22 protein-coding genes are annotated in these 26,919 nt (G+C 66.6%); 15 read left to right on the plus strand and 7 right to left on the minus strand.

Annotation, left to right across the window (positions count from 1 at the left end; genetic code table 11):
* Positions 1 to 57: 57 nt before the first annotated feature.
* From V9K97_RS08080 to V9K97_RS08110, 7 genes are read left to right on the plus strand one after another with little or no spacing between them, the layout of a single operon-like run.
* Positions 58 to 1,737 carry a long-chain-fatty-acid--CoA ligase gene (locus tag V9K97_RS08080; protein ID WP_337317423.1) on the plus strand — a complete coding sequence of 560 codons (1,680 nt, stop codon included), beginning with the start codon at positions 58 to 60 and terminating at the stop codon, positions 1,735 to 1,737.
* 50 nt (positions 1,738 to 1,787) lie between these two features.
* The gene (locus tag V9K97_RS08085) at positions 1,788 to 2,792 is read left to right on the plus strand and encodes an ABC transporter permease subunit (RefSeq protein ID WP_337317425.1); all 1,005 of its coding nucleotides are present in this window, start codon (positions 1,788 to 1,790) and stop codon (positions 2,790 to 2,792) included.
* Positions 2,793 to 2,801: 9 nt separating this feature from the next.
* Positions 2,802 to 3,707: an ABC transporter permease subunit gene (locus V9K97_RS08090; RefSeq protein WP_258503631.1), complete on the plus strand. Its 906-nt coding sequence runs from the start codon at positions 2,802 to 2,804 to the stop codon at positions 3,705 to 3,707.
* The gene (locus V9K97_RS08095) at positions 3,704 to 4,735 is read left to right on the plus strand and encodes an ABC transporter ATP-binding protein (RefSeq protein ID WP_337317426.1); all 1,032 of its coding nucleotides are present in this window, start codon (positions 3,704 to 3,706) and stop codon (positions 4,733 to 4,735) included. The genes V9K97_RS08090 and V9K97_RS08095 overlap by 4 nt, the downstream gene beginning before the upstream one ends.
* Entirely contained in the window at positions 4,732 to 5,775 is a 1,044-nt protein-coding gene (locus V9K97_RS08100) for a peptide ABC transporter ATP-binding protein (protein WP_337317428.1), read from the plus strand. The genes V9K97_RS08095 and V9K97_RS08100 overlap by 4 nt, the downstream gene beginning before the upstream one ends.
* A gap of 30 nt (positions 5,776 to 5,805) precedes the next feature.
* Positions 5,806 to 7,440 (plus strand): ABC transporter substrate-binding protein, encoded by a 1,635-nt coding sequence (locus tag V9K97_RS08105; RefSeq protein ID WP_337317429.1) that lies wholly within the window; start codon positions 5,806 to 5,808, stop codon positions 7,438 to 7,440.
* Positions 7,441 to 7,443: 3 nt separating this feature from the next.
* Positions 7,444 to 8,235: a 5'-methylthioadenosine/adenosylhomocysteine nucleosidase gene (locus tag V9K97_RS08110; RefSeq protein ID WP_337317430.1), complete on the plus strand. Its 792-nt coding sequence runs from the start codon at positions 7,444 to 7,446 to the stop codon at positions 8,233 to 8,235.
* Here the strand turns inward: V9K97_RS08110 and corA are convergent.
* The gene (corA, locus tag V9K97_RS08115; protein WP_258503637.1) at positions 8,228 to 9,214 is read right to left on the minus strand and encodes a magnesium/cobalt transporter CorA; all 987 of its coding nucleotides are present in this window, start codon (positions 9,212 to 9,214) and stop codon (positions 8,228 to 8,230) included. The genes V9K97_RS08110 and corA overlap by 8 nt on opposite strands.
* Before the next feature lie 214 nt (positions 9,215 to 9,428).
* Here corA and V9K97_RS08120 point away from each other — a divergent pair, with 214 nt between their 5' ends.
* From V9K97_RS08120 to hprK, 4 genes are all read left to right on the plus strand, one after another.
* Positions 9,429 to 11,546, plus strand: coding sequence for an ATP-dependent helicase (locus V9K97_RS08120; RefSeq protein WP_337317432.1), 2,118 nt, complete (start codon positions 9,429 to 9,431; stop codon positions 11,544 to 11,546).
* Positions 11,547 to 11,763: 217 nt separating this feature from the next.
* Positions 11,764 to 12,093, plus strand: a complete 330-nt coding sequence (gene hpf / locus V9K97_RS08125) for a ribosome hibernation-promoting factor, HPF/YfiA family (protein ID WP_126748817.1) — start codon at positions 11,764 to 11,766, stop codon at positions 12,091 to 12,093.
* 180 nt (positions 12,094 to 12,273) lie between these two features.
* Complete coding sequence (locus tag V9K97_RS08130) at positions 12,274 to 12,741, plus strand: PTS sugar transporter subunit IIA (protein ID WP_126748816.1); 468 nt, start codon at positions 12,274 to 12,276, stop codon at positions 12,739 to 12,741.
* Positions 12,742 to 12,849: 108 nt separating this feature from the next.
* Positions 12,850 to 13,809, plus strand: coding sequence for an HPr(Ser) kinase/phosphatase (gene hprK / locus V9K97_RS08135; protein ID WP_258503639.1), 960 nt, complete (start codon positions 12,850 to 12,852; stop codon positions 13,807 to 13,809).
* A gap of 99 nt (positions 13,810 to 13,908) precedes the next feature.
* Here hprK and fur read toward each other — a convergent pair whose 3' ends face one another.
* Positions 13,909 to 14,328 (minus strand): ferric iron uptake transcriptional regulator, encoded by a 420-nt coding sequence (gene fur / locus V9K97_RS08140; RefSeq protein ID WP_126748814.1) that lies wholly within the window; start codon positions 14,326 to 14,328, stop codon positions 13,909 to 13,911.
* A gap of 87 nt (positions 14,329 to 14,415) precedes the next feature.
* Here fur and V9K97_RS08145 point away from each other — a divergent pair, with 87 nt between their 5' ends.
* The 4 genes from V9K97_RS08145 to V9K97_RS08160 all read left to right on the plus strand — a co-directional run bounded on the left by V9K97_RS08145 (position 14,416) and on the right by V9K97_RS08160 (position 17,119).
* Entirely contained in the window at positions 14,416 to 14,979 is a 564-nt protein-coding gene (locus V9K97_RS08145; protein ID WP_337317434.1) for an outer membrane protein assembly factor BamE, read from the plus strand.
* Positions 14,980 to 15,068: 89 nt separating this feature from the next.
* The gene (gene dapB, locus V9K97_RS08150) at positions 15,069 to 15,917 is read left to right on the plus strand and encodes a 4-hydroxy-tetrahydrodipicolinate reductase (RefSeq protein ID WP_337310308.1); all 849 of its coding nucleotides are present in this window, start codon (positions 15,069 to 15,071) and stop codon (positions 15,915 to 15,917) included.
* Between the two features lie 8 nt (positions 15,918 to 15,925).
* Entirely contained in the window at positions 15,926 to 16,627 is a 702-nt protein-coding gene (locus V9K97_RS08155; protein WP_126748811.1) for a MotA/TolQ/ExbB proton channel family protein, read from the plus strand.
* Between the two features lie 21 nt (positions 16,628 to 16,648).
* Positions 16,649 to 17,119, plus strand: a complete 471-nt coding sequence (locus tag V9K97_RS08160) for an ExbD/TolR family protein (protein ID WP_337317436.1) — start codon at positions 16,649 to 16,651, stop codon at positions 17,117 to 17,119.
* 138 nt (positions 17,120 to 17,257) lie between these two features.
* On the opposite strand, the gene V9K97_RS08165 is transcribed toward V9K97_RS08160, so the two are convergent.
* From V9K97_RS08165 to glgB, 5 genes are all read right to left on the minus strand, one after another.
* On the minus strand, positions 17,258 to 19,741 hold the full coding sequence (locus tag V9K97_RS08165) for a glycogen/starch/alpha-glucan phosphorylase (protein WP_337317438.1): 2,484 nt from the start codon (positions 19,739 to 19,741) through the stop codon (positions 17,258 to 17,260).
* Between the two features lie 41 nt (positions 19,742 to 19,782).
* Complete coding sequence (glgA, locus tag V9K97_RS08170) at positions 19,783 to 21,264, minus strand: glycogen synthase GlgA (protein WP_337317441.1); 1,482 nt, start codon at positions 21,262 to 21,264, stop codon at positions 19,783 to 19,785.
* Between the two features lie 17 nt (positions 21,265 to 21,281).
* Complete coding sequence (glgC, locus tag V9K97_RS08175) at positions 21,282 to 22,580, minus strand: glucose-1-phosphate adenylyltransferase (RefSeq protein WP_337317442.1); 1,299 nt, start codon at positions 22,578 to 22,580, stop codon at positions 21,282 to 21,284.
* A gap of 83 nt (positions 22,581 to 22,663) precedes the next feature.
* Entirely contained in the window at positions 22,664 to 24,742 is a 2,079-nt protein-coding gene (glgX, locus tag V9K97_RS08180) for a glycogen debranching protein GlgX (protein WP_337317444.1), read from the minus strand.
* A 4-nt stretch (positions 24,743 to 24,746) separates the two neighbouring features.
* Positions 24,747 to 26,918 (minus strand): 1,4-alpha-glucan branching protein GlgB, encoded by a 2,172-nt coding sequence (gene glgB / locus V9K97_RS08185; RefSeq protein ID WP_337317596.1) that lies wholly within the window; start codon positions 26,916 to 26,918, stop codon positions 24,747 to 24,749.
* Position 26,919 lies beyond the last annotated feature (1 nt).

The raw sequence follows: 26,919 nt of genomic DNA on the forward strand, positions 1-26,919 counted from the left end.
CCATCAAGTGCGCCGTTTTCGTTTTTCAAATACTCGATTTTTGGAGGAGACACATCCATGACCGATCGTCCCTGGCTCGGCAGCTACCCGCAAGGCGTGCCTGCCGATATCGATCCTTCCCAGTACCCGTCGCTGGTGGCGCTCATGGAAGAGAGCTTTACCAAGTACGCCGACCGCACGGCCTACAGCTTCATGGGCAAGGACGTGAGCTACGGGGAGACCGACAAGCTCAGCAGGGCCTTCGCGGCTTACCTGCAAGGCCTGGCACTGGCCAAGGGCGACCGCGTTGCGGTCATGATGCCCAACTGCCCGCAGTATCCGATTGCGGTGGCGGCCATTCTGCGCGCCGGCCTCATCCTGGTGAACGTGAACCCGCTGTACACGCCGCGCGAACTCGAGCACCAGCTCAAGGATTCGGGCGCGAAGGCGATCGTCATCATGGAAAACTTCGGCACCACGCTGCAGCAGTGCATCGCGGCCACGCCCATCAAGCACATCGTGCTGGCGGCCATGGGCGACCGGCTCGGTTTTCTGAAGGGCGCGCTGGTCAACTACGTGGTGCGCAACGTCAAGAAGCTGGTGCCCCAGTTCAGCCTGCCGGGCGCAGTGCGCTTCAACGATGCGCTCGACCAGGGCGCGAGCCGCACGCTCCAAGTGCCGGTCATCGGCCCGGACGACGTGGCCGTGCTGCAGTACACCGGCGGCACCACGGGCGTGTCGAAGGGCGCGGTGCTGCTGCACCGCAACGTGATCGCGAACGTGCTGCAGTCCGAAGCCTGGAACGAGCCCGCCATGGCGCAGGTGCCGGCCGGCGAGCAGCCCACGGGCGTTTGCGCGCTGCCGCTGTATCACATCTTCGCCTTTACGGTGGGCATGATGCTGAGCATGCGAACGGGCGGCAAGCTCATCCTCATTCCCAACCCGCGCGACCTGGCGGGCGTGCTCAAGGAACTCTCAAAGCACACGATCCACACCTTCCCGGCGGTCAACACGCTGTTCAACGGACTGGCCAACCATCCTGACTTCAACAGCGTCAACTGGAAGAACCTCAAGGTCTCGGTGGGCGGCGGCATGGCCGTTCAGGCCGCCGTGGCGAAGCTCTGGCTCGAGAAAACCGGCTGCCCCATTTGCGAAGGTTATGGCCTTTCAGAAACCTCGCCCTCGGCCACCTGCAATCCGACCGACAGCAAGGCCTACACCGGCACCATCGGCCTGCCGCTGCCGAGCACCTGGCTCAAGCTGCTCGATGACGAAGGCCGCGAAGTGCCGCCGGGCCAGCCCGGCGAAATCGCGATCAAGGGCCCGCAGGTCATGGCAGGCTACTGGCAGCGCCCCGACGAAACCGCCAAGGTCATGACGGCCGACGGCTACTTCAAGACCGGCGACATCGGCATGGTCGACGAGCGCGGCTACTTCAAGGTGGTCGACCGCAAGAAGGACATGATCCTGGTGTCGGGCTTCAACGTGTACCCGAACGAGGTCGAAGACGTGGTGGCGCAGATTCCGGGCGTGCTCGAATGCGCCGCGGTCGGCATCGTCGACGAGAAGACCGGCGAGGCCGTCAAGCTCGTGATCGTCAAGAAGGACCCTTCGCTGACCGAAGCGCAGGTTCGCGAATACTGCAAAGCAAATCTAACGGGTTACAAGCAGCCGAGGATCGTGGAGTTCCGCACCGACATGCCGAAGACGCCTGTAGGAAAGATCCTGCGGCGCGAGTTGCGCGACGCCAAAAAGTAAGGGTTCGGCCCGGGTAGGGCGGCGGCATCGATCTTGCATATTGCGGGTCGATGCTTCGCTTCCTACTCACGCGCGTGAGCTTGCTGGTGCCGACCTTCATCGGCATGACGCTGCTTGCCTTCTTTCTCATCCGGCTGGTGCCGGGCGACCCCATTGAAACCATGGCTGGCGAGCGCGGCATCGACCCCGCGCGCCACGCCCAGCTGCGCACGGCCTACGGCTTCGACGAGCCGGTGATCGTGCAATACGGCATCTACATCGGCCGTGTGCTGCAGGGCGATCTCGGAAAATCGCTCATTACGCAGGACTCGGTGATGAGCGAGTTCCTGGCGCTGTTTCCGGCCACGATGGAGCTGGGCGTGTGCGCAATTGCCTTTGCGCTGCTGTTGGGGCTTCCGGCCGGCATTCTTGCGGCGGTGCGGCGCAACTCCATCTTCGACCACGGGGTGATGGCCACGTCGCTCACCGGCTATTCGATGCCGATCTTCTGGTGGGGGTTGCTCCTGATCCTGTTCTTCTCGGTGCAGTTGGGGTGGACGCCCGTTTCAGGCCGCATCTCGGTGCAGTATTTCGTCGAGCCGCAGACCGGCTTTCTTCTGATCGATGCGCTGCGTGCCGGCGAGACCGACGCCTTCTGGTCCGCGCTGCATCACCTGATTCTTCCGGCGATCGTGCTCGGCACCGTGCCGCTCGCGGTCATTGCGCGCATGACGCGCTCGGCCATGCTCGAGGTGCTTGGCGAAGACTACATTCGCACCGCGCGCGCCAAGGGTCTTTCGCCGTTTCGGGTGGTCGGGCTGCACGCGCTGCGCAACGCGCTGATTCCGGTGGTCACGGTCGTCGGCCTGCAGGTGGGCGTGCTCTTTACCGGTGCGATTCTGACCGAGACCATCTTCTCCTGGCCCGGCGTCGGCAAGTGGCTCATCGAGGCCATCGGCCGGCGCGACTATCCGGTGCTGCAGGGCGGCATGCTGCTGCTCGGCGGCATCGTGATGCTGATCAACCTGCTGGTCGACGTGACCTACGGCGTCATCAATCCACGCATCCGGCACTGACTGATTCCAATGGCAACGACACACGCAGTTTCAAGCAGTGCAGGGGGCTCGGCACCCCCCGGCCCCTGGCGCGAGTTCTGGACGGCCTTCTCGGCCAACCGCGGCGCGGTGATCGGCCTTGCCACCATCGTCCTGCTGTTGTTCGTCGCGCTGTTTGCGCCGTGGATCGCGCCGCATGCGCCCAACGAGACCAACAGCGCCGTCTTCCTGCTGCCGCCGGCATGGCAGCAGGGCGGCTCCGTGAGCTATCTGCTGGGCACCGACGCCATCGGGCGCGACATTCTTTCGCGGCTGATGTACGGCGCACGCCTCTCGCTGTCCATTGGCGTCGCCGTGGTGGCGCTGTCGGTGGTCGTCGGCGTGGTGCTCGGGCTGGTCGCGGGCTTCTTTCGCGGCGTGCTGGAGATCGCGATCATGCGGATGATGGACATCGTGCTCACGATGCCCAGCCTGCTGATGGCCATCGTGATCGTTGCGATTCTCGGGCCGGGGCTGATCAATGCCATGGTCGCGGTGGCCATCGTCGTGCTGCCGCATTACGTGCGCATCACGCGCGCGGCGGTCATTGCCGAGATCTCGCGCGACTACGTGACCGCCGCGCGCGTGAGCGGCGCCGGCACGCTGCGGCTGATGTTCCGCGAAGTGCTGCCCAACTGCGCGGCGCCGCTGATCGTGCAGGCTTCGCTCGGCATCTCCACCGCTATCCTCGACGCGGCAGCGCTGGGCTTCATCGGCCTCGGCGCGCAGCCGCCTTCGCCCGAATGGGGAACGATGCTGGCCGACGCGCGCGAGTTCGTGCTGCGCGCCTGGTGGGTCGTCACCTTTCCGGGCCTGGCAATCCTTGCGGCCGTGCTGGCCTTCAACCTGCTCGGCGACGGCCTGCGCGACGCGCTCGACCCGAAGCTCAAGAGATGAACATGCTCCTGGACATCAAGGACCTGCACGTCGAATTTCCCACCCAGGGCGGCGTGCTGCACGCGGTCGACGGCGTGAGCCTTTCGCTCGAGGAAGGCGAGGTGCTCGGCATCGTCGGCGAATCGGGCTCGGGCAAGAGCGTGACGATGATGGCGCTGATGGGGCTCGTCGGCTTTCCGGGCCGCGTGCGCGCGGACCACATGCGCTTTGCGGGCAAGGAGTTGCTCGGCATTTCCGACAAGGCGCGCCGCACGCTGGTCGGCAAGGAAGTCGCGATGATCTTCCAGGAGCCGACCACCAGTCTCAACCCCTGCTTCACCATCGGCTTCCAGCTCATGGAAACGCTGCGGCTGCACCTGCATCTGGACAAGCGCACCGCAAGGAAGCGCGCAACCGAGCTGCTCGAGCAGGTCGGAATACCCGCCGCCTCGTCGCGCCTGGGCAGCTATCCGCACCAGCTTTCGGGCGGCATGAACCAGCGCGTGATGATTGCGATGGCCATTGCCTGCAACCCGCGCCTGCTGATTGCCGACGAGCCGACCACCGCGCTCGACGTGACCATCCAGGCGCAGATCCTGGACCTGCTGCGCGAGCTGCAGAAAGAGCGCGGCATGGCGCTGGTGCTCATCACGCACAACATGGGCGTGGTCAGCGAAATGGCGCAGCGCATTGCGGTGATGTATGCGGGCCAGGTCATGGAGCAGCAGCGCGTGGATCGCCTCTTCGCAAATCCGCAGCACCCCTACACCGAGGCCCTGCTGGCCGCGCTGCCCGAACGCGCCGCGCCCGAGGGACGGCTGGCCACCATCGCAGGCGTGGTGCCGGGCGTGCACGACCGTCCTGAGGGCTGCCTCTTTGCGCCGCGCTGCAGCTACGTGACAACCAAGGCCTGCAACGTGCGGCCGGCGCTGCGTGCGGCGCCATCGCAGCCAGGCGCCCAGGTGCGCTGCCACTTTCCGCTCGGCGACCCGGGGCGCATGGCGGCCATCGAGGCGGACCGGCCCAAGGTAGTGGAGGCATTGTCGTGAGCGCGCTGCCGGGCGACGTCGTCGTGGAGGCGCGCAACCTGCAGCGCACCTATGACGTGCGTCGCGGCCTGTTCCGCCCGCCGGCGCAGTTGCGCGCCGTCGGCGATATTTCCTTTCGCATCGAGCGCGGCCGCACGCTGGCGGTGGTCGGCGAATCGGGCTGCGGCAAGTCCACGCTCGCGCGCATGGTCGCGCTGATCGAAAAGCCGACGGCTGGGCAGCTCACGCTGGTCGGTCATGACGCGGTGAGCCCCCAGCCTGACCAGCGGCGCGAACTGCGGCAGGCCGTGCAGCTGGTGTTCCAGAACCCCTATGGGTCGCTCAATCCGCGCAAGAAGATATCGACCGTGCTGGAGGACCCGCTCGCCATCAACACGAGCCTTGGCAAGCCCGAGCGCGCCGCCAAGGCGCGCGACATGCTGGCGCGCGTGGGCCTGCGGCCCGAGTACGCGAACCGCTATCCCCACATGTTCTCCGGCGGCCAGCGCCAGCGCATTGCCATTGCACGCGCGCTCATGCTGGAGCCGCGCCTCTTGGTGGCCGACGAGCCGGTGTCGGCGCTCGACGTGTCGATCCAGGCGCAGGTGCTGAACCTGCTGGGCGACCTGCAGGCCGAGCTCGGCCTGGCCTATCTCTTTATCTCGCACGACCTCGGCGTGGTGCGGCACATTGCGCACGATGTGCTGGTGATGTACCTCGGCCATGCGGTGGAGCAGGGTCCCAAGGCGCGCATCTTTGCGCGGCCGCTGCACCCTTACACGCAGGCGCTGCTTGCTTCCACGCCGGGCTTGAGCAGCCAGCGCATCGTGCTCAAGGGCGAGCTGCCTTCACCGCTCAACCCGCCCACGGGCTGCGTCTTCAGTACGCGCTGCCCGCATGTGACGCAGCGCTGCCGCGACGAGCGGCCCTTGCTGCGCGCGCTCGACGAGCGGCTGGTGGCCTGCCACTACGCCGAGAAGTTTCTCGACGGCTCGCCCCCGGTTCGCGCCGATGTGCCGTTGTCTCCGCCGTTCGCCGCGCCCGTGGCGACGAATCTCTAGTTCTCTTCCACCGTGCCTGAAGGAGTTCCCATGAAGACCCAGCCATTCGTTTCGCGCCATTCGCGAAAGCTCGCCGCCTTGCTCGCGCCGACGGCACTCGCCGTGCTCACCCTGGCCAGCGGAGCCGTGTCCGCCAAGACGCTCGTCTATTGTTCGGAGGGCAGCCCCGAGAACTTCTATCCGGGCGTGAACACCACCGGCACCTCGTTCGACGTGACCACGCAGGTCTACAACACCATTGTCGAATTCGAGCGCGGCGGCACCAAGGTCATGCCCGGCCTGGCAGAAAAATGGGACATCTCGGCCGACGGCACCGTGTACACCTTCCATCTGCGCAAGGGCGTGAAGTGGCACACCACCAGCAAGAGCTTCAAGCCGACGCGCGACTTCAACGCCGACGACTTCATCTTCATGCTCGAGCGGCAGTGGAAGGAGAGCGATCCGTTCTTCAAGGTCACGAGCCAGAACCACTCCTACTTCAACGACATGGGCATGCCCAAGCTGCTGAAGTCGGTCGACCGCATCGACGAGTACACGGTCAAGATCGTGCTCAACAAGGCCGAGGCGCCGTTCCTCGCCAACCTTGCAATGCAGTACGCGGGCATCCAGTCGAAGGAATACGCCATTGCCATGCTGAAAGCGGGCACGCCCGAGAAGGTCGACCAGGACCCGATCGGCACCGGCCCGTTCTACCTGGTGCAGTACCAGAAGGATGCGGTCATCCGCTTCAAGGCCTTTCCGCAGTATTGGGGCGGCAAGGCCAAGATCGACGACCTGGTGTTCGCGATCACGCCCGACGCCTCGGTGCGCTGGGCCAAGCTGCAGAAGGGCGAGTGCCACGTGATGCCGTACCCGAACCCGGCCGACCTGGACGCTATCCGCAAGGACCCGAACGTGCAGCTGCTCGAGCAGCCGGGCCTCAACGTGGGCTACCTCTCGTACAACACCACGAAGAAGCCTTTCGACGACGTGCGCGTGCGCAAGGCCATCAACATGGCGATTAACAAGAAGGCCATCATCGACGGCGTGTACCTGTCGACGGGCGTGGCCGCGAAGAACCCCATTCCGCCCACCATGTGGTCCTACAACGACGCGACCAAGGACGACGGGTACGACCCTGAAGCCGCCAAGAAACTGCTGGCGCAGGCCGGCCTGGCCGACGGCTTCAGCACCGACCTCTGGGCCATGCCGGTGCAGCGGCCCTACAACCCGAATGCCAAGCGCATCGCCGAGCTGATGCAGGCCGACCTCGCCAAGATCGGCGTCAAGGCCGAGATCAAGAGCTTCGAATGGGGCGAGTACCGCAAGCGCCTGCAGGCCGGCGAGCACCAGATGGGTATGCTGGGCTGGACCGGCGACAACGGCGACCCCGACAACTTCCTCTACACCCTGCTGGGTTGCGCCTCGGCGCAATCGGCGAGCGGCAGCAACATCTCCAAGTTCTGCTACCAGCCGTACGAAGACCTCGTGCTGAAGGCCAAGACAGCAACCAAGCAGGCCGACCGCGACGCGCTCTACAAGAAGGCGCAAGTCATCTTCAAGGAGCAGGCACCATGGTTCACCATTGCACATGCGGTGCAGCTGAAGCCGGTGCGCAAGGAAGTCGTCGACTTCAAGCTCAGCCCGTTCGGACGCCATACCTTCTACGGCGTGGACATCAAGTAGCCGATGAGCGCACCCGTTGCCATCGTCGCGGCCATGCATGAGGAGCTGAGCGCGCTCCTTGCGCAGATGCCCGACGAGCAGCGCGTGCGCGCGGCGGGGCGCGACTTCTGGGTCGGCCACCTGCACGGCCAGCCGGTGGTGGCCGTGCTGTCGCGCATCGGCAAGGTGGCCGCGGCGGTCACGGCCACGGTGCTGCTCGAACGCTTCGGCGTGCGGGCCATCGTGTTCACGGGCGTTGCCGGCGGGCTTGCGCCCGGCGTGAACGTGGGCGACGTGGTGGTCGCGTCGGAACTGCTGCAGCACGACCTCGATGCCTCGCCGATCTTTCCGAAATACGAAGTGCCGCTCATGGGCATGGCCCGCTTCCCGGCCGATGCTGTCATCGCCGATGCGCTTTCGGTCGTGGCAGCGCAGGTGCTGCGCGACCCGGTCGCATTGATCGGCCAGCAGGCGCTCGACGAGTTCGGCATTGAAGCGCCCAAGGTGCACCGCGGCCTGCTGGTGAGCGGCGACCGATTCGTTTCGACCAGCGCCGAAAGCGAAGCGCTCCGGCGTGACCTGCCCGATGCGCTGGCGGTGGAAATGGAAGGTGCCGCGATGGCGCAGGTGTGCCGCGACTACGGCGTGCCGTTCGCGGCCATGCGCACCATCTCGGACCGCGCCGACGATGCGGCGCATGGCGACTTCGCGCGCTTCGTTGTCGAAGTGGCGAGCCGCTACAGCCTTGCGCTGGTCGGTGCGTGGCTGGCCGCGCTGCCTTTTTCGTCGTCCGGCGAAACGCCCGCTGCTACTTGAGCCAGCCGCGCCGGCGGAAGTACCACATGGGCACCAGCGCGCTCGCCGCCATCAGCGCCAGCGCATACGGATAGCCCAGCGACCAGTCGAGCTCGGGCATGAACTTGAAGTTCATGCCGTAGATGCTCGCGATCAGCGTGGGCGGCAGCAGCGCCACGCTGGCCACCGAGAAGATCTTGATGGTCTTGTTCTGGTTGATGTTGATGAAACCGACGGTCGCATCCATCAGGAAGTTGATCTTGTCGAACAGGAAGGCCGTGTGGTTGTCCAGCGATTCGATGTCGCGCAGGATCTGCCGCGCCTCTTCGAACTGCTCGGCATTGAGCATGCGGCTGCGCATCATGAAGCTCACCGCGCGGCGCGTGTCCATCACGTTGCGGCGGATGCGGCCGTTCAAGTCTTCCTGCCGTGCGATGGCACCCAGCACCTCGCCGGCCAGTTCGTCGCTCACGTTGCCTTCGAGCACCTTCTTCCCGGCGATCTCGAGCTCGTCGTAGATGTTCTCGAGCGTGTCGGCCGAGTATTCGGCGTCGGCGTCGAACAGCTTGAGCAGCACTTCCTTCGCGTCTTCGATCAGCCCCGGCGCGCGGCGCGCACGCATGCGCAGCAGGCGGAACACCGGCACGTCTTCGTCGTGAATCGAGAACAGCACGCCGCGGCTGCGAAGCTCGGTGTTGTGCTGGTTCAGGATGAACGCAACGCGCACCGAGCGCGGGTCTTCGTCGTCGTCGATGAGAAAGTCGGAGCGGATGTGCAGTTCGCCGTTGTCTTCTTCATAGAAGCGCGCCGATTCCTCGATGTCCTCGTCCATCGCGTCTTCGGGAATCGAGAGGCCGTAGTACTGCTTGATCCAGCGCTTTTCCTCGAGCGTGGGCGATTCGAGGTCGACCCAGATCGGCTGGAACTTGGAAAGCTCCTCCAGCGATTCGATCTCTTCCTGGACGAGGCGACCGTTGGCGAGCGTAAATATATTGAGCATGGCTCACTCCCGTGAAATGACTGAGGCGATGGGGCGAGGGAGGGGCGCTTTCAAATCCCAGGCCCGGCAAGCAGGCGTCAGAGGGGAGTTGAAAGCTGCCGAGACGGGGCGGTTTCCATGGTGCGGTCTCCAGTTGCAGCGAGGCGCGATTATGTCATCGGCCATATGACGGCAGCCTCGCCGATCTGGATGGACATACAGTAAAGTCACGGCCATGCAGACTGCTGCGCTCCCCGTTTTTTCCGCTGCCGGTGCCACGCAGGCCGACCGCCTGGCCGCCGCGCTCGGCGCGCTCAACGACGAGCAGCGCGCCGCGGTCGAGCACGGCGTCGGCACCCTGGTCGGCCGCGACGAGCGTCCGCTGCTGGTGATTGCCGGGGCGGGCTCCGGCAAGACCAGCACGCTGGCGCACCGCGTGGCGCACCTGATTGCCGGCGGCGTCGATCCGCAGCGCCTGCTGCTCCTGACCTTCTCGCGCCGCGCCGCGCAGGAAATGGAGCGCCGCGCGGGCCAGGTGCTGGCGCGCGTGCTGGGGCTCAAGTCCGAAAAGCCGCCGGCGCTGCCGTGGGCCGGCACTTTCCACGGCATCGGCGCGCGCCTGCTGCGCGAATACGCCGCGCACATCGGCTTGAACGACAACTTCACCATTCACGACCGAGGCGACGCCGAAGACCTGATGGGCTTGGTGCGCCACGAGCTCGGCCTGTCGACGAGCGTGAACCGCTTTCCGCGCAAGGGCACGTGCCTTTCGATCTACTCGCGCTGCGTCAACACGCGCGCGCCGCTGGCCCAGGTGCTGTCCGAAGCCTTTCCGTGGTGCGCCGAGTGGGAGGCGGAACTCAAGCGCCTCTTTGGCGCCTACGTGGAAGCCAAGCAGCAGCAGAACGTGCTCGACTACGACGATCTGCTGCTCTACTGGGCCGGCATGGTGGCCGAGCCCGCGCTGGCCGACCTGATCGGCGCGCGCTTCGACCATGTATTGGTCGATGAATACCAGGACACCAACCTGCTCCAGGCCTCGATCCTTCTCGCGCTCAAGCCCGATGGTCGAGGCGTGACGGTGGTGGGCGACGATGCGCAGTCGATCTACTCTTTCAGAGGCGCAACGGTCCGTAACATTCTCGACTTTCCCTCACAGTTTTCGCAGGCTGCGCGCGTCGTCACGCTGGAGCGCAACTACCGCTCGACGCAGCCGATCCTCGACGTCTCGAACCGGGTCATTGCCCAAGCCGCCGAGCGGCATGCCAAGACGCTCTGGACCGACAAGCCTTCCGCGGGCCGGCCGCAACTGGTGCTGGTGCCGGACGAGGCGCAGCAGGCGGTGTGGGTGGCCGACAAGGTGCTGGAGCACCGCGAAGGCGGCCTTGCGCTCAAGTCGCAAGCGGTGCTTTTTCGCACCTCCACGCACAGCGCGCCGCTGGAGCTCGAATTGGCGCGCCGCAACATTCCGTTCGTGAAATACGGCGGCCTCAAGTTCCTCGAGGCCTCGCATGTCAAAGACCTGCTCGCGGTGCTGCGCTTCGCAGAAAACCCGCGCGGGCGCATGGCGGGTTTTCGCGTGACGCAGCTCATTCCGGGCATCGGGCCCGCCACGGGTGCCCGACTGCTCGAAGCCATGGACCAGGCGGCCGATCCGGCCGCGGCCGTGCGCGACTTCGTGCCGCCCGCCGCGGCGCGCGCCGAATGGGCGGTGTTCGCCGAGGCCTATGCCGCGCTGCGAGCGCCCTCGCTGCCCTGGCCCGCCGATGTCGACTTGGCGGTTCGCTGGTACTTGCCGCACCTGGAGCGGCTGTATGACGACCCCTCGGGCGTGCGGCGCGGCGACATCGAACAGCTCGCGCGGCTTGCGGCGGGCTACGGCTCGCGCGAACGCTTCCTGACCGAGCTCACGCTCGATCCACCCGAAGCCACGAGTGACAGGCCCGGGCCGCCGCTGCTCGACGAGGACTACCTGATCCTCTCGACCATCCATTCGGCCAAGGGGCAGGAGTGGAACTCGGTGCATGTGCTCAACGTGGTCGACGGCTGCCTGCCGGCCGACGTGGCGCAGAGCGCGCACGAGCTCGAAGAGGAACGGCGCCTGCTCTACGTGGCGATGACCCGCGCGCGCGACCACCTGCATTTGCTGGTGCCGCAGCGGTTTTACGTCACGCAGCAGGCAGTGCGCGGCGACCGGCACCTCTATGCCAACCGCACGCGCTTCATCTCCGAGCGCGATCTTGCGGGCTTCGAGCAGCAGACCTGGCCGCCCCCGCCGGAGCGGCCACCCGCCGTGCCGCCGCCCGCCGCGGTCATCGATCTGCGCAACCGCATGCGCGCCGCCTGGAACTGAAACAAGGCCCGGCCCGCCTGTAACCGGGCGGGGACGCAGCGCGACCCCCTGGGCAACTCAGGTATTGCAATACCGTGACAGCTTGGGCATAGTGAATCGACCTTCTCCTCTTTCTTCTCTTTCTCTCCCCCGCACCCATTTCATCTGTATGTCGCCGGCCACGCTTCATTCCGGAGTGCTGGTCATTTCCCCAACCGTCAATTCCAGGAGGTCTTTCATGAATTTGACGATCAGCGGTCATCACCTCGACGTCACACCTGCCTTGCGCACTTACGTCACGAGCAAGCTGGACCGGATCACCCGGCATTTCGACCAGGTGGTCGATGTCAAGGTGATCCTTACGGTGGAAAAGCAGAAGGAAAAGGAACGCCGGCAAAAGGCGGAATGCAACATTCACGTCAAGGGCAATGACATGTTCGCGGAATCGAGCCACGCTGATCTCTACGCCGCGGTCGATGAGCTGGTCGACAAGCTCGACCGGCAAGTGGTTCGCCACAAGGACCGCCTGCAAGACCACCATCACGCGGCGCCCAAGCGCGTGATGTAAAGGCAGGGTTCCGGCCTCTGGCCGGCCTGCGCAAGCCGCCTTCGGGCGGCTTTTGCGTTTTATTACGTCTTTTCGGCCCTTGATCCACGGGCTCCTGGGCAACATGTAGATAAAAAGTAAGTAACCGGACTGGGGGTTTTTACCAAGCAGGTGCATAATCGCCCCCGCCCCGCACCCACCATGAATCGCCTCGCGTCCATCCTGCCGCCCGCTCAAGTCCTCGTGAGCGTTGACGCTACGAGCAAGAAGCGTGCTTTCGAAGAAGCAGGCTTGTTGTTCGAGAGCCTTCACGGCCTGGGCCGTGCCCTGATCACCGACAGCCTGTTTGCGCGCGAGCGCCTGGGCTCCACCGGGCTCGGCCACGGGGTTGCCATTCCGCATGGCCGGATCAAGGGCCTCAAGGCTCCCATGGCCGCCGTCTTTCAGCTGGCAAACCCGATCGGGTTCGACGCGCCGGACGAGCAACCCGTCGGCCTCCTCATCTTTCTGCTGGTGCCCGAAGCGGCCACCCAGAAGCACCTTGAAATCCTCTCCGAAATTGCCGAGCTGCTGAGCGACGCCGGCCTGCGCGAACAGATCAAGTCGAGCACCGACGCCGCCGCGCTGCACGGGCTCATTGCCGGCTGGCAGTCCACGCAAGTCGCGTAGAGGTGCTTCCCGCACCCTTCAGAGGCCGCAGCAGCGGCCCCGCAGCGCCGGTTCCGGGTTATTCTGGCCTGCTCCAACACTAGGCGCTGAGCGCCATCTCCCGCACGCATGAAGCCGACCGTCATCAGCGCCGATGCCATGTTCGAGGAATTCCGCGGCTCGCTCCGCTGGGAGTGGCTCGCAGGGCTCGGCGCCTCCGAACGCCAATTCGACCCCGAAGTCATCAGCCGCGCCCAGTCGGCGGCCGACCTGGTCGGTTACCTCAACTACATCCACCCGTACCGCGTGCAGATCCTGGGCGCCCGCGAGGTGGCCTACCTGACGCGCGGCAGCCAGGAAGACTGCGCCCGGCGCATTGCCCGCATCGTCACGCTGGAGCCGCCGATGCTGGTATTGGCCGACGGCCAGGCCGCACCGGACGAACTGCTATCGATTTGCGAGCGCGCCCAGCTGCCGCTGTTCGCCACCCGCGAATCGTCGGCCTTCGTGATCGACCTGCTGCGGGCCTACCTGTCCAAGCATTTCGCCGAACGCACCTCGATGCACGGCGTGTTCATGGACATCCTGGGCATGGGCGTGATGATCACCGGCGAATCGGGGCTAGGCAAAAGCGAACTCGGGCTGGAGCTGATTTCGCGCGGCAACGGCCTGGTCGCCGACGACGCGGTCGATCTTTACCGTATCAACCAGAACACCATCGAGGGGCGCTGCCCCGACCTGCTGCTCAACCTGCTGGAGGTGCGCGGCATCGGCCTGCTGGACATCCGCGCGATCTTCGGCGAGACGGCGGTGCGCCGGAAGATGCGGCTCAAGCTCATCGTGCACCTGGTGCGGCGCGACAGCTTCGAGCGCGACTACGAGCGCATGCCTTCCGCGCCGCTCACGCAGGACGTGCTGGGCATTCCGGTGCGCAAGGTCATCATCCAAGTGGTGGCCGGGCGGAACATCGCCGTGCTGGTGGAGGCTGCGGTGCGCAATTCGATCCTGCAGCTGCGCGGCATCGACACCTATGCCGACTTCGTGGCGCGCCACCACAAGGCCATGGAAAGCGGCCGCGACGGGGACTGACCGAGCGATGCGGCCGCCGCCGGGCCGCCCCAAGGCGGTCCGCGCCTCCCCTCGGGGGGTGGAGTTACACGCAGCGAAGCGAAGTGAAAAGCCGGGGGGCTAACGCTTGCTGACGCAATCGGCGCAGAGGCCGTACAGCGACATGGCGTGGTCCTGCAGGATCCAGCCCTTGTCCTTGGCAATCATCTGCTGGCGGCGCTCGATCTCGGCGTCGTAGAACTCTTCCACCTTGCCGCATGACGTGCAGATCAGGTGGTCGTGGTGCGTGCCCTCGTTGAGTTCGTACACCGCCTTGCCGCTTTCGAAGTGGCTGCGCTCGAGGATGCCGGCCTGTTCGAACTGCGTCAGCACGCGGTAGACGGTGGCCAGGCCGATGTCGGAGTGCTCGTTCAAAAGCACGCGAAACACGTCTTCGGCCGTCATGTGGCGCTGGCTGCCGGTCTGGAAGATCTCCAGGATCTTCAGGCGTGGCAATGTGGCCTTGAGGCCGGTATTCTTGAGTTCGTCGATATTGGCCATGATGGTTCCTGCGCCCGGTCTGCGGACAGGCCCCCAAGGGGCCAGCCGCTACAATGGCCGATCATATCGCTACCCCTCTTTTCTCCCATGCCTGCCATTCTCCAACGCCGTCCCTGGCTGCTGGCCGCGGCCGTCGCAGCGACGTTCTGCCTCAGCGCCTGCAGCGGTTTCAGCGATCGCACGCGGGGTGCGCTTGCGGCCATCACGCCCTACAAGGTCGAAGTGGTCCAAGGCAATTTCGTGTCCAAGGAACAGGTCGAGGCGCTCAAGCCCGGCATGTCGCGCCAGCAAGTGCGTGAAATCCTCGGCACTTCCCTCCTGACCGACGTCTTCCACAAGGACCGCTGGGACTACGTCTTCACCATCAAGCGCCAGGGCGTCGACCCGCAGGAACGCCGCCTCACGGTCTTCTTCAAGGGCGAGCTGCTCGACCGCTTCGAGGGCGACCCCATGCCGAGCGAAGAAGAATTCGTTGCCACGCTCGACACCCGCAAGAAGAGCGGCAAGGTTCCGCCGCTCGAGGCGTCGGAAGAAGAGCTGAAGAAATTCGCGCCCAAGGAAGACAGCAGCAAGAAGGCCGAGGCGACCGCTGCTGCCCCCAACCTGCCGCCGCTGCCGGCGGCGTATCCCCCGCTCGAAGCGGCGCGCTGAGCACGCGCCAACCAGCGAGGGCGGGCGCACCCGCCGAGTCAGGCGGGCGCGTGCCGGTCTCCATGCCCTATTTCGAAGGCTGAACCTGCGTGACTGAATCCATTTCTTCTCCCATTTCCGAGTCTTCCACGCCCGCCCTCCGGCGCGTTGCGATTGCCGGGGCCTCGGGCCGCATGGGCCGCATGCTGGTCGAGGCGGTGCGCGAGGCGCAGGATTGCCGCCTTGCCGGCGCTCTCGACATGGCGGGCAGCGACGCCATCGGCGCCGACGCGGCCGCTTTCCTCGGCTTCACGAGCGGCGTGCCGATCGTCTCCGACCTGCGAACCGGCCTGCAGGACGCGCAGGTGCTCATCGACTTCACGCGCCCTGAAGGCACGCTCGCGCACCTGGCCATCTGCCGTGAACTCGGCGTGCAGGCCGTGATCGGCACCACCGGCTTCAGCGATGCGCAAAAGGCCGAAATTGCCGAGATCTCGAAAGACATCGCGATCATGGTTTCGCCCAACATGAGCGTGGGCGTCAACGTCACCTTCAAGCTGCTCGAAATGGCGGCCAAGGCCATGTCGACCGGCTACGACATCGAGATCATCGAGGCGCACCACCGCCACAAGGTCGATGCGCCCTCGGGCACCGCGCTCAAGATGGGCGAAGTCATTGCCGATGCGCTGGGCCGCGACCTGAAGGAATGCGCCGTCTACGCGCGCGAAGGCATCACCGGTGAGCGCGACCCCTCCACCATCGGCTTCTCGGCCATCCGCGGCGGCGACATCGTCGGTGACCACACCGTGCTGTTCGCCGGCACCGGCGAGCGCATCGAAATCACCCATAAGTCCGCCAGCCGCGTGACCTACGCACAGGGCGCGCTGCGCGCCGTGCGCTTCCTGGCCGGCCAGAAGTCGGGCCTGTTCGACATGTTCGACGTGCTCGGTCTCCGCTGAAAAACACGATGAGCGTGCTCGAACTGCTGACCCAGGGCGACGGCGTCAGCCGCTCGGTGGCCGCGCTGCTGCTCGCCATGTCGATCTCGAGCTGGGTCGTCATTCTCTGGAAAGCCTGGTTGCTGCGCGGCGGCACGCGCGACGTGCTGCGCAGCATTGCGGCGTTCTGGCAATCGACCACGCTGGCCGATGCGGAGCAGCGGCTCAAGGCCTTCGACCGCGCCACGCTGGTGCTGCCCGCGGTGAGCGCCATCAAGAATGCAGCCGCCGACGTGAACAGCGCAACCCTCGGCGCCACCGGCGACCGCAACCAGCGCCTCACGCGGGCCCTGCGCGAGGCACTGCATGGTGCGCTGCGCCGCCTGCAGTCCGGCCAGATCCTGCTGGCCACGGTCGGCGCCACCGCCCCGTTCGTCGGCCTGCTCGGCACGGTGTGGGGCATCTACGGCGCGCTCTCGGGCATTGCGGGCCAATCGGGCGGCTTCACCATCGACAAGGTCGCGGGCCCGGTGGGCGAGGCGCTGGTGATGACGGCTTTCGGCTTGGCCGTAGCCATTCCGGCCGTGCTCGCCTACAACGTGTTCGGCCGCGTCATCGGCCGGGTCGAGGCCGAGCTCGAGGGCTTTGCGCACGACCTGCTCGGCAGCTTCGGCAGCGCGCCGGCACCGGCCGCACCGCCGCCCGCAAGGCCGATGCCGGTTTCGGCCTGATCGAACGGGACTCGGCACACCATGGCCTTCGGTCGCACCTCGCTCGGCAGCAGTGCCGCTGGCGGTGGGCGCGCGACAGGCGCCGGCGGACAGCGGCCGCTGTCCGACATCAACGTCACGCCGCTGGTCGACGTGATGCTGGTGCTGCTGGTGATCTTCATCATCACCGCGCCGCTCATGGCGAGCTCGATCAAGCTCGACCTGCCCCAGACCAATGCCGGCCAGCCCAACGACACGCCCAAGTTCGTGAGCGTGTCGGTCGATTCATCGGGCAAGGTCTTCTTCAACGACCAGGCGGTTACCGATGAAGAGCTGGCCGCCCGGCTGCAGAAAGCCACTGCCGACAGCAAGGACACCGAGGTGCAGCTGCGCGCCGACCAGACCGTACCCTACGGCAAGGTCGTGGCGCTGATGGGCATTGCGAACAAGGCGGGCTTGAGCCGCATCGGGTTTGTGACCGAGGCCGAGGCGGCGCCGGCAAAACCGCGCTGAGTGGCTTTGCTCCTTCCCCCTTTGGGGGAAGGTTGGGATGGGGGCACAGCGGCTTCCGATTCACGGCAGTGGTTCATTGAGCGCCGTCGTGCCCCGACCCCGGCCCTCCCCCAGCGGGGGAGGGAGAAAGACGAAGACTCAGCCCAGCACCACCGGCTTGGTACGCCAGATTTCATGCGCGTACTGCGCAATGGTGCGGTCCGATGAAAACGCGCCCATGCCCGCCACGTTCAGGATCGCCATGCGCGTCCATGCGTCCGAGTCGCGGTAGAGCGCATCGACCTCGGCCTGCTTTGCGACGTAGCTCGCGTAGTCGGCCAGCAGCAGGTAGTGGTCGCCCCAGTTCACCAGCGCATCGAAGATGCCCTGGTAGCGCGCCGTCTCTCCGTGCGAGAAGGCGCCGTCGCGAATCGCATCGAGCACGCGCTTGAGCTCGGGGTTGGCCTCGTAGATGTCGCGCGGCTGGTAGCCGTGCGCGCGAATGTCGGCCACTTCGGGCGTGGTGTTGCCGAAGATGAAGATGTTCTCCGCGCCCACGTTGTCGCGCATCTCCACGTTGGCGCCGTCCAGCGTGCCGATGGTGAGCGCCCCGTTGAGCGCGAACTTCATATTGCCGGTGCCCGAGGCCTCGGTGCCCGCCGTCGAGATCTGCTCCGACAGATCGGCCGCGGGCATGATCACCTCGGCCAGGCTCACGCTGTAGTTCGGCAGGAACACCACCTTCAGCAGCTTGCCGACGCGGCTGTCGTTGTTGATGGTGCTCGCCACGTCGTTGATCAGCCGGATCACGAGCTTGGCCATCTGGTAGGCCGATGCCGCCTTGCCGGCGAACACCACCACGCGCGGCACGATGTCGACGGTTCCGCCCGCGGCCTGCGCATCGAGGATGCGGTGGTAGCGCGTGATCACGTGCAGCACGTTGAGCAGCTGCCGCTTGTATTCGTGGATGCGCTTCACCTGCACGTCGAACATCGCGTCGGTGTCGAGCACCAGGCCCATGTGCTGTTCGACCCAGTTGGCCAAGCGCAGCTTGTTCTCGCGCTTGGCATGGCGAAAGGCGCGCGCAAAGGGCGGCTGCACCGCCATCGGCCGCAGCGCCTCCAGCTGCGAAAGGTCGCGCCGCCAGCCTTTGCCCAGGCGCTGGTCGAGCAGGCTCGCGAGCGGCGGGTTGGCCTGCGCAAGCCAGCGCCGCGGCGTCACGCCATTGGTCTTGTTGTTGAAGCGCTCCGGAAAGATCTTCGCGAAGTCGGCAAAGATCGATTGCTTCATGAGCTCCGAATGCAGGCCCGACACGCCGTTGATCGAATGGCTGGCAAGCACCGCCACGTACGCCATGCGCACGCGGCGCTCGCCCGCCTCGTCGACCAGCGAGAGCCGGCGCAGCAGCTCCACATCGTTGCCGGCCTTCTGCGTCACGGCCGCGAGAAACTTCGCGTTCATGTCGTAGATGATCTGCAGGTGCCGCGGCAGGATGCGGCCCAGCATCTCGACCGGCCATGTCTCCAGCGCCTCGTGCATGAGCGTGTGGTTGGTGTAGCTGAACACCTTCTGCGTGTGGGCCCAGGCCACGTCCCACGCCAGCCCATGCTCGTCGAGCAACAGGCGCATGAGCTCGGGCACCGCGAGCACCGGGTGCGTGTCGTTCAGGTGAATGCTCACCTTGTCGGCCAGCTGGTCGAAGGTCTTGTGGTTGCGCAGGTACCGCCGCAGCAGGTCTTGCACGCTGGCGCTGCAGAAAAAGTATTCCTGGTGCAGCCGCAGCTCGCGGCCCGAGGGCGTGGAGTCGTCGGGGTAGAGCACGCGCGACACGTTTTCCGAGTGGTTCTTGCTTTCCACCGCCGCCATGTAGTTGCCGCGGTTGAAGGCCGAGAGGTCGATCTCCTCGGTGGCGCGCGCCGACCACAGCCGCAGCGTGTTGGTGGCCTGCGTGCCGTAGCCGGGAATGATGGTGTCGTAGGCCACGGCCAGCACGTCGTGCGTGTCGACCCAGTCGGCCGCGCCGTAGGGAGCGTTGGTGCCTTCGCGCCTTTGCACGTGGCCGCCGAAGCGCACGCGGTAGTTCACCTCGGGCCGCTGAAACTCCCACGGGTTGCCGCGCGTGAGCCAGTAGTCGGGCGTTTCCACCTGCTGGCCGTCGACGATGCGCTGGCGGAACATGCCGTATTCATAGCGGATGCCGTAGCCCATGCCCGGCACGCCGAGCGTGGCCATCGAGTCGAGAAAGCAGGCCGCGAGCCGGCCGAGGCCGCCGTTGCCCAGCGCCGCGTCGGGCTCGCGCTCGGACAACGCCGCCATGTCGACGCCGAAGTCGGCGAGCGCATCGCGCACCGTGTCGTACAGGTCGACCGCCAGCAGCGCATTGGTGAAGGTGCGCCCGATCAGGAACTCCATCGAGAGGTAGTAAACGCGCTTCAGGTCTTGCGCGTAGTTGGCGCGCGTGGTCGCCATCCAGCGCTCGACCAATTGGTCGCGCACCGCCATCGAGGTGGCAATCAGCCAGTCGTCCTGGCTAGCCGCCACGGGGTCTTTGCCGACGGCGTAGATCAGCTTGTTGGCGACTGCGCGCTTGAAGGCGGCCACGTCGCGGTCGGGATGGTCATAGGCGAAGTCTTTGATGGTCATGGGCTTCGGTCAATGGTTGTGGGTTGTGCGCCGTGGCGCAATCAGGTGGCCGCGGGCTCGAGCGCCTGCCGGTACACCTCGATGTATTGGGCGGCTGCGGTGGCCCAGTCTGCAGGGCGCCGCATGGCGTTGCCGCGCACCCGCCGCCAGTCCGGCGCGCGCTGGTAAAGAGCGAAGGCGCGCCGCAGCGCGCGGTTGTAGTCGGCGGCGTCGAAGCGGTCGAACACGAAGCCGGTGGCGTCGCCGCTGGCCAGGTCTTCGAGCGTGCAGTCGACCACTGTATCGGCCAGGCCGCCGACGCGGCGCACCAGCGGCAGGCTACCGTATTTCAGGCCGTACATCTGCGTGAGGCCGCAGGGCTCGAAAAGCGAAGGCACCAGCGTCACGTCGCCGCCGCCGAAGAGCTGGTGCGCCAGCGATTCGTTGTAGCCGATGGTGACGCTGATCGACTGCGGCGCCGCTGCCGCGCGCTGGCGAAAGGCTTCTTCGAGCCAGGCTTCGCCGCTGCCCAGCAACGCAAGCTGCCCGCCTTCGGCCAGCAGGGCGTCGAGTCCGCCGAGCACCAGGTGCAGGCCTTTCTGTTCGGTGAGCCGGCTCACGAGGATGAAGAGCGGCACATCGGCGCGCACGGCCAGCCCCAACTGATGCTGCAGCACCGCCTTGCAGCGCGCCTTGCCCGCCATGTGGCGGCCTTCGGGCGTGTGATAGCCCTGCACCAGCGCCGTGTCGATGGCCGGGTTCCAGACCTTGTCGTCCACCGCGTTGAGGATGCCGGTGAGCACATTGCCGCGCAGGCGCAGCAGGCCGTCGAGCCCGAAGCCCTGCTCGGGCGTCTGGATCTCGCGGGCGTAGGTCGGGCTCACGGTGGTCAGGCGGTCGGCAAAGTAGAGGCCGCCTTTCATGAACGACACCTGGCCGTGGTATTCGAGCCCGTTCATGTGGAATGCCGGCCCCGGCAGGCCCAGGTCGGCAAAGTTCCATGGCGCCGAAATGCCCTGGTAGGCCAAGTTGTGCACCGTGAACACGCTGCCCACGCGGGGCGCACCGGCTTGCCGCGCAAAGTGCAGGTAGGCCGGTGCCAGGCCCGCATGCCAGTCGTGCGCATGCACGACCTCGGGCTGCCACGTGGGGTCGAGCCCCTGTGCCAGCTGCGCCGCCGCCCAGCCCAGCAATGCGAATCGGCGATGGTTGTCGCCGTAGGGCTGGCGCGTGGCGTCTTCGTAGGGGTTGCCGGGCCGGTCGTACAGCGCCGGCGCATCGATCACGTAGGCGGGAATCGGCGGGTTGCCGTCGATGGCAATGCGCCCCGCTAGCAGGGCGAAGCGTTCGCCCCACGGCGCGGCAAGCTCCCCCACCAGAGCCAGGTCGCGCACGCCGGCCACAATGGCCGGAAAGCCGGGCAGCAGCACCCGCGCGTCCTGCCCCGCGGCCATGAGGGCGATCGGCAACGCGCCCGCCACGTCGGCAAGGCCGCCGGTCTTGAGCAGGGGAAAGAGTTCGGCGCTGACCTGGAGTATTCGCATCGTGGAGCGGTGCGGCCTCAGGCAGCCAGTCGCTTGAGCATTTCGCGCGTGACCAGCACCACGCCAGTTTCGGTGCGCTCGAAGCGGGCGGCATCGGCGGCGGCATCCTCGCCGATCACCATGTCGTCGGGAATCACGCAGCCGCGGTCGATCACAACCTTGCTGAGCCGGGCGCCGCGGCCCACCTCGACATCGGGCAGCAGCACCGCCTCGTTGATTTCGCAGAACGAATGGATGCGCACGCCCGAGAACAGCACCGAGCTGCTGACCTTGGAGCCCGAGACGATGCAGCCGCCCGAGACGATGGTGTTGACGGTCATGCCGTGCTTGCCGTCCCGGTCGAGCACGAACTTGGCCGGCGGCAGTTGCCGCTGGTAGGTCCAGATGGGCCAGTCTGTGTCATAGATGTCGAGCTCGGGGGTGATCGAGGCCAGATCGAGGTTGGCTGCCCAGAATGCATCAATCGTGCCCACGTCGCGCCAGTAGGCCTTGGCGTCGGGCCCGCGCGAGGCGCGGGTGACGCACGACATGCCGAACGGATGCGCCAGCGCACGGCCCTGCGCCACGGCGCGCGGGATGATGTCCTTGCCGAAATCGTGGCTCGAATCGGGGTTGGCGGCGTCTTCCTCGAGCAGCTGGTAGAGGTATTCGGAGTCGAACACGTAGATGCCCATGCTGGCCAGTGCCAGGTCGGGGTGGCCCGGCATCGCGGGCGGATCGGCGGGCTTTTCGAGAAAGGCGGTGATCTGCCGGCCGTCGTCGATGGCCATCACGCCGAAGGCCGTGGCTTCCATGCGCGGCACCTCGATGCAGCCGACCGTGCAGCCCAGGCCGCGCTCGGCATGGTCCTTGACCATGATCGAGTAGTCCATCTTGTAGATGTGGTCGCCGGCCAGCACCACCACGTAGTCATGCTTGGTCGAGCGGGTCTGGATGATGTCCAGGTTCTGGAACACCGCATCGGCCGTGCCGCGGTACCAGTGCTCGTCGCCCGTGCGCTGCTGCGCGGGCAGCACGTCGACCATTTCGTTCAGCTCGGCGCGCAGAAAGCTCCAGCCGCGCTGCAGGTGGCGCATGAGCGAGTGCGACTTGTACTGCGTGACCACCGCCATGCGCCGGATGCCGGAGTTGAGGCAATTCGACAGCGCGAAGTCGATGATGCGGAATTTGCCGCCGAAGTAGACCGCCGGCTTGGCGCGCCGGTCGGTCAGCTGCTTCAGGCGCGAGCCGCGCCCGCCGGCCAATACCAGCGCGATGGTGCGGCGAACCAGTTGATGCGCCTGCAGGGGCGCTTGCGGCGTGCTGTTGTTGTCCATTTGGGTCTCCGTTCGTTGTCGGGTCGTCTCGTCGTCATCAGGGTTTCCGCAATCAGCCTAGCACCGTGCCGCACGGCTGGCTCCTACGTTCTTGCAATCCACAGGCTCGAATGAGGCACTTCCACTGTGTCCGCACGGGTCCGGTCTGGGTTGCTACCGGCGTCCGCCTCGGGGTCGGTCGCGAGCCGGCAGCGCCACGCACCGGAAGGCAGCGCGAATGAAACAGCTTGCGGCCCCGCATTCACCAGTACCAGCCAGTCCGGCCCATCCGTTGCCGCGGCCTCGAAAAGGATTGCAAGCGCCGTGCCGTGGTTCCAATCGGCTTCCTGCATGGGCGATCCGTCGGGCCGCAGCCAGCGGATGCCCGGTGTTCCCGGTGCCGGCCGCGCCGGCCACCACCGCGTGCTGCGCAGCGCGGGCGCTTCGCGGCGCAGGGCGATGAGCCGCGCAACGAAGGCGCTCAGTCGGGCGGCGTCGCTTGCGGGTTCGTGCGTGCCGATCCACGCGAGCCATGTGGTTTCGTTGTCCTGGCAATAGGCGTTGTTGTTGCCTTGCTGGGTGTGACCGAGCTCGTCGCCGGCCAGCAGCATGGGCGTGCCTTGCGAGAGCAGCAGCGTGGCGAGCAGCGCCCGCTGCAGCCGGCCGCGTTCGGCCAGCACCGCGGGGTCGTCGCTCGGTCCTTCGACCCCGAAGTTGTTGCCCAGGTTGTGGGCATGGCCGTCGCGGTTGTTCTCGCCGTTGGCCAGGTTGTGCCGCTCCTCGTAGCTCAGCAGGTCGCGCAGCGTGAAGCCGTCGTGCGCCGTGATGAAGTTGACGCTGGTGGTCGGTGCGCGGCCGTGGTGGGCGAACTGCGCGCTCGAGGCGGTGAAGCGATGCGCAAAATCGCCGAGGCCCGCTGCGCCCCCGCGCCCTTGCCGCAGCCAGAAGCCGCGCTGCGTGTCGCGATAGCGGTCGTTCCACTCGAGCCAGCCCGGCGGAAATTCGCCCAAGCGGTAGCCGCCCGCGCCGATGTCCCAGGGCTCCGCGATCAGCAGCGTGCGCGAGAGCACCGGGTCTTGCGCAACGGCCGCAAAGAAGGGCGCGCGCGGGTCGAAGTTGCCATCGGCACCGCGCCCCAGCACCGATGCCAGGTCGAAGCGGAAGCCATCGACGCCGAGCTCGCAAACCCAATGGCGCAGGCTGTCCATCACCAACTGCAGCACGCGCGGCTCGGCCAGGTTCAGGCAGTTGCCGCAGCCGGTCCAGTTGGCATACAGCGCGCGGTCGTCCGAACGCAGGTGGTAGTACAGCGCGTTGTCGATGCCGCGCAGCGAGAGCGTGGGGCCGAACTCGTCGGTCTCGGCGCTGTGGTTGTAGACCACGTCGATCACCAGCTCCATGCCGCGCGCGTGCACCGCGTCGGCCATGGCGCGGAACTCGCTGGCCGGCGTGGTGCCCGGGCGGCCGCTCCAGTAGCGCGCCTCGGGCGCAAACCAGCCGATGGTGTTGTAGCCCCAGTAGTTGCTGAGGCCCATGGCGAGCAGCCGCTGCTCGTCGGCGCGGTGCTGCACGGGCATCAGGCTCAGCGTGGTGACGCCGAGGCCCTGCAGATGGTCGAGCACCGCGGGCTCGGCCAGGCCGGCATAGGTGCCGCGCAATGCGGCGGGCACGGCGGGGTGCAGCCGGGTCTGTCCCCGCACATGCAATTCGTAGAGCACGCGCTCGCCGGCCGGAATGCGAGCATGGCCTGGGGCGGCCGCCGTGCTGCCGGCCGCCGCCACGCGGGCCTTGAGCGCCACGGCGGCGTTGTCCCGCGTATTCCTTTGGTCCGGGCTCGCAGGGTCATGCCCCAGGAACAGGTCGCTGCCGTCGTATGCGCCGACGATCTCGCGCGCATACGGATCGAGCAGCACCTTGGCGGCATTGAATCGCTGCCCCTCGTGCGGCGCCCAGGGGCCGTGCACGCGAAAGCCGTAGACCAGCCCGGCGCGACCGCTCGGCAGCAGGCCGTGCCAGACACCGTCGGTGAAGGCGGGCAGCCGGATGCGCTGCTGCTCGTTGCGGCCCGTCGCGTCGAACAGGCAAAGCTCGACAGCCTCGGCGTTCGGCGCCACGAGCGCAAAGTTCACGCCGTTCGGCGAAAGCGTTGCACCAAGGGGGAAAGGGGAGCCCGTATTCAGCATCGTTTCAAGCCAATACCCACATCACGGTGGCCAAGGGCGGCACGCTGATTTCGATCGCATGGTCCTTGCCGTGCCAGCGGGTCGATGAACTCTCGACCACGCCATTGCCCACGCCGCTGCCGCCGTACACCGCGGCATCGGTGTTGATGGCCTCGCGGTATGCGCCCGCCGCGGGCACCCCCAGCCGATAGCCGTGCCGAGGCAGCGGCGTGAAGTTGCACACCGCCACCACGAACGAGCCGTCGCGCGCCCGGCGCACGAAGGCGAACACCGACTGGTCGGCATCGTCGTGCACGATCCACTCGAAGCCGGGTCTTTCGGTGTCGAGCTCGTACAGGGCAGGGAAGTGCCGGTACACGTTGTTGAGATCGCGCACCAGACGGCGCACCCCCTGGTGCATCGGGTGCTCCAGCAGGTGCCAGTCCAGGCTGCGGTCGGCGTTCCATTCGGCCACCTGCGCGAATTCGCTCCCCATGAAGAGCAGCTTCTTTCCCGGATAAGCCCAGAGGTAGCCGTAGAGATTGCGCAGCCCCGCGAACTTCTGCCATTCGTCGCCGGGCATGCGCCCGAACATCGAGCCCTTGCCGTGCACCACCTCGTCGTGCGACAGCGGCAGCACGAAGTTCTCGCTGTGCGCGTACATCAGCCCGAAGGTGATCTGCTGGTGATGGTGCTTGCGGTGGACCGGGTCGGTGCCCGCATAGGCGAGCGTGTCGTTCATCCAGCCCATGTTCCACTTGTAGTGAAAGCCCAGGCCGCCGTCCTCGGGCGGCCGCGTCACGCCCGGAAAACTCGTCGACTCCTCGGCCAGCGTGATGGCGCCCGGCCGCTCCACGCCCACCACGTGGTTCATGCGCCGCAGGAAGCCGATGGCCTCGAGGTTCTCGCGTCCGCCGTAGGCGTTGGGCACCCACTCGCCGGGCTTGCGGCTGTAGTCGCGGTAGAGCATGGAGGCGACCGCATCGACGCGCAGGCCGTCCACGCCGTAGCGTTCGAGCCAGTACAGCGCATTGCCGACCAGGTAGTTGCGCACCTCCGTGCGCGCGTAGTTGAAGATGAGCGTCTTCCAGTCGTTGTGAAAGCCTTCGCGCGGGTCGGCATATTCGTAGAGCGCGGTGCCGTCGAAGCGGCCGAGGCCGTGTGCATCGGTGGGGAAGTGCGCGGGCACCCAATCGAGGATCACGCCAAGCCCCGCCGCATGCGCTGTTTCGACAAAGTGGCGAAAGTCGCCCGGCGTGCCGAAGCGCGAGGTGGGTGCATACAGGCCGATGGGTTGGTAGCCCCACGAGCCGTCGAACGGATGCTCGCTCACCGGCAGCAGCTCGATGTGCGTGAAGCCCATGTCGCGCGCATAAGGCACCAGCGTGTCGGCCAGCTCGCGGTAGTCCAGCCATTCGTGCCCGTTCTTGCGGCGCCATGAGCCCAGGTGCACTTCGTAGATGCTGATCGGCACATGGCGGCTGTTGGCCGCCGCCCGCTCGGGCGGCATGGCCACCGGCGCGGGCAGCGGTGCCACCACGCAGGCGGTTTCAGGCCGCAGGCGCGAAGAAAAGGCGAACGGGTCGGCCTTGCGCAGCACCTCGCCTTCGGACGAAAGAATCTCGAACTCGTAGCTGTCGCCGGTGGCCACGTGCGGCGCAAAGATTTCCCACACGCCGCACTCGCGACGCAACCGCATCATGTGGCGCCGGCCGTCCCAGTTGTTGAAGTCGCCCACCACCGACACGCGCCGCGCGTTGGGCGCCCACACCGCGAAGGCCACGCCCTTCACGCCGTCCATCTCGCGCAGGTGGGCGCCCAGACGTTCCCAGGGCCGCAGGTGCGTGCCCTCGGCCAGCAGCCACACATCGGTTTCGCCGAGCACGAATGGAAAGCGGTAAGGGTCTTCGAGCCGCGAGGTGTGCGTGCCCCAGTCGACCTGGAACGAATAGCCCAACAGCGCCTCCGCTGCCGGCACCAGGCCCGAAAAGATGTCGGTGCCGTCTTGCCGGGCGAGCATGGCCAGCGGCCAGCCCGTGCGCGTGTGCATCACCGCCACGCTGTGCGCGCCGGGCAAGAGCGCACGCACCTGCAGGCCGTCCCGTGTCTCGTGCGGCCCGAGCACCGCGAACGGGTCGCCGTGTTCGGCGCGCATCAGTGCGCGCGCTTCGCGTTCGGGCAGCAGCATCGGTGGCATG

It is taken from the genome of Variovorax sp. CCNWLW186, from assembly GCF_037203865.1.
GTDB lineage: Bacteria > Pseudomonadota > Gammaproteobacteria > Burkholderiales > Burkholderiaceae_C > Variovorax.

What these genes read in the sequence shown, in the direction of transcription:
- V9K97_RS08080 (WP_337317423.1), top strand. Translation starts at nt 58, where the DNA reads ATGACCGATCGTCCCTGGCTCGGCAGCTACCCGCAAGGCGTGCCTGCC.
- V9K97_RS08085 (WP_337317425.1), top strand. Translation starts at nt 1,788, where the DNA reads ATGCTTCGCTTCCTACTCACGCGCGTGAGCTTGCTGGTGCCGACCTTC.
- V9K97_RS08090 (WP_258503631.1), top strand. Translation starts at nt 2,802, where the DNA reads ATGGCAACGACACACGCAGTTTCAAGCAGTGCAGGGGGCTCGGCACCC.
- V9K97_RS08095 (WP_337317426.1), top strand. Translation starts at nt 3,704, where the DNA reads ATGAACATGCTCCTGGACATCAAGGACCTGCACGTCGAATTTCCCACC.
- V9K97_RS08105 (WP_337317429.1), top strand. Translation starts at nt 5,806, where the DNA reads ATGAAGACCCAGCCATTCGTTTCGCGCCATTCGCGAAAGCTCGCCGCC.
- V9K97_RS08110 (WP_337317430.1), top strand. Translation starts at nt 7,444, where the DNA reads ATGAGCGCACCCGTTGCCATCGTCGCGGCCATGCATGAGGAGCTGAGC.
- corA (WP_258503637.1), bottom strand. Translation starts at nt 9,214, where the DNA reads ATGCTCAATATATTTACGCTCGCCAACGGTCGCCTCGTCCAGGAAGAG.
- V9K97_RS08120 (WP_337317432.1), top strand. Translation starts at nt 9,429, where the DNA reads ATGCAGACTGCTGCGCTCCCCGTTTTTTCCGCTGCCGGTGCCACGCAG.
- hpf (WP_126748817.1), top strand. Translation starts at nt 11,764, where the DNA reads ATGAATTTGACGATCAGCGGTCATCACCTCGACGTCACACCTGCCTTG.
- V9K97_RS08130 (WP_126748816.1), top strand. Translation starts at nt 12,274, where the DNA reads ATGAATCGCCTCGCGTCCATCCTGCCGCCCGCTCAAGTCCTCGTGAGC.
- hprK (WP_258503639.1), top strand. Translation starts at nt 12,850, where the DNA reads ATGAAGCCGACCGTCATCAGCGCCGATGCCATGTTCGAGGAATTCCGC.
- fur (WP_126748814.1), bottom strand. Translation starts at nt 14,328, where the DNA reads ATGGCCAATATCGACGAACTCAAGAATACCGGCCTCAAGGCCACATTG.
- V9K97_RS08145 (WP_337317434.1), top strand. Translation starts at nt 14,416, where the DNA reads ATGCCTGCCATTCTCCAACGCCGTCCCTGGCTGCTGGCCGCGGCCGTC.
- V9K97_RS08155 (WP_126748811.1), top strand. Translation starts at nt 15,926, where the DNA reads ATGAGCGTGCTCGAACTGCTGACCCAGGGCGACGGCGTCAGCCGCTCG.
- V9K97_RS08160 (WP_337317436.1), top strand. Translation starts at nt 16,649, where the DNA reads ATGGCCTTCGGTCGCACCTCGCTCGGCAGCAGTGCCGCTGGCGGTGGG.
- V9K97_RS08165 (WP_337317438.1), bottom strand. Translation starts at nt 19,741, where the DNA reads ATGACCATCAAAGACTTCGCCTATGACCATCCCGACCGCGACGTGGCC.
- glgA (WP_337317441.1), bottom strand. Translation starts at nt 21,264, where the DNA reads ATGCGAATACTCCAGGTCAGCGCCGAACTCTTTCCCCTGCTCAAGACC.
- glgC (WP_337317442.1), bottom strand. Translation starts at nt 22,580, where the DNA reads ATGGACAACAACAGCACGCCGCAAGCGCCCCTGCAGGCGCATCAACTG.
- glgX (WP_337317444.1), bottom strand. Translation starts at nt 24,742, where the DNA reads ATGCTGAATACGGGCTCCCCTTTCCCCCTTGGTGCAACGCTTTCGCCG.
- glgB (WP_337317596.1), bottom strand. Translation starts at nt 26,918, where the DNA reads ATGCCACCGATGCTGCTGCCCGAACGCGAAGCGCGCGCACTGATGCGC.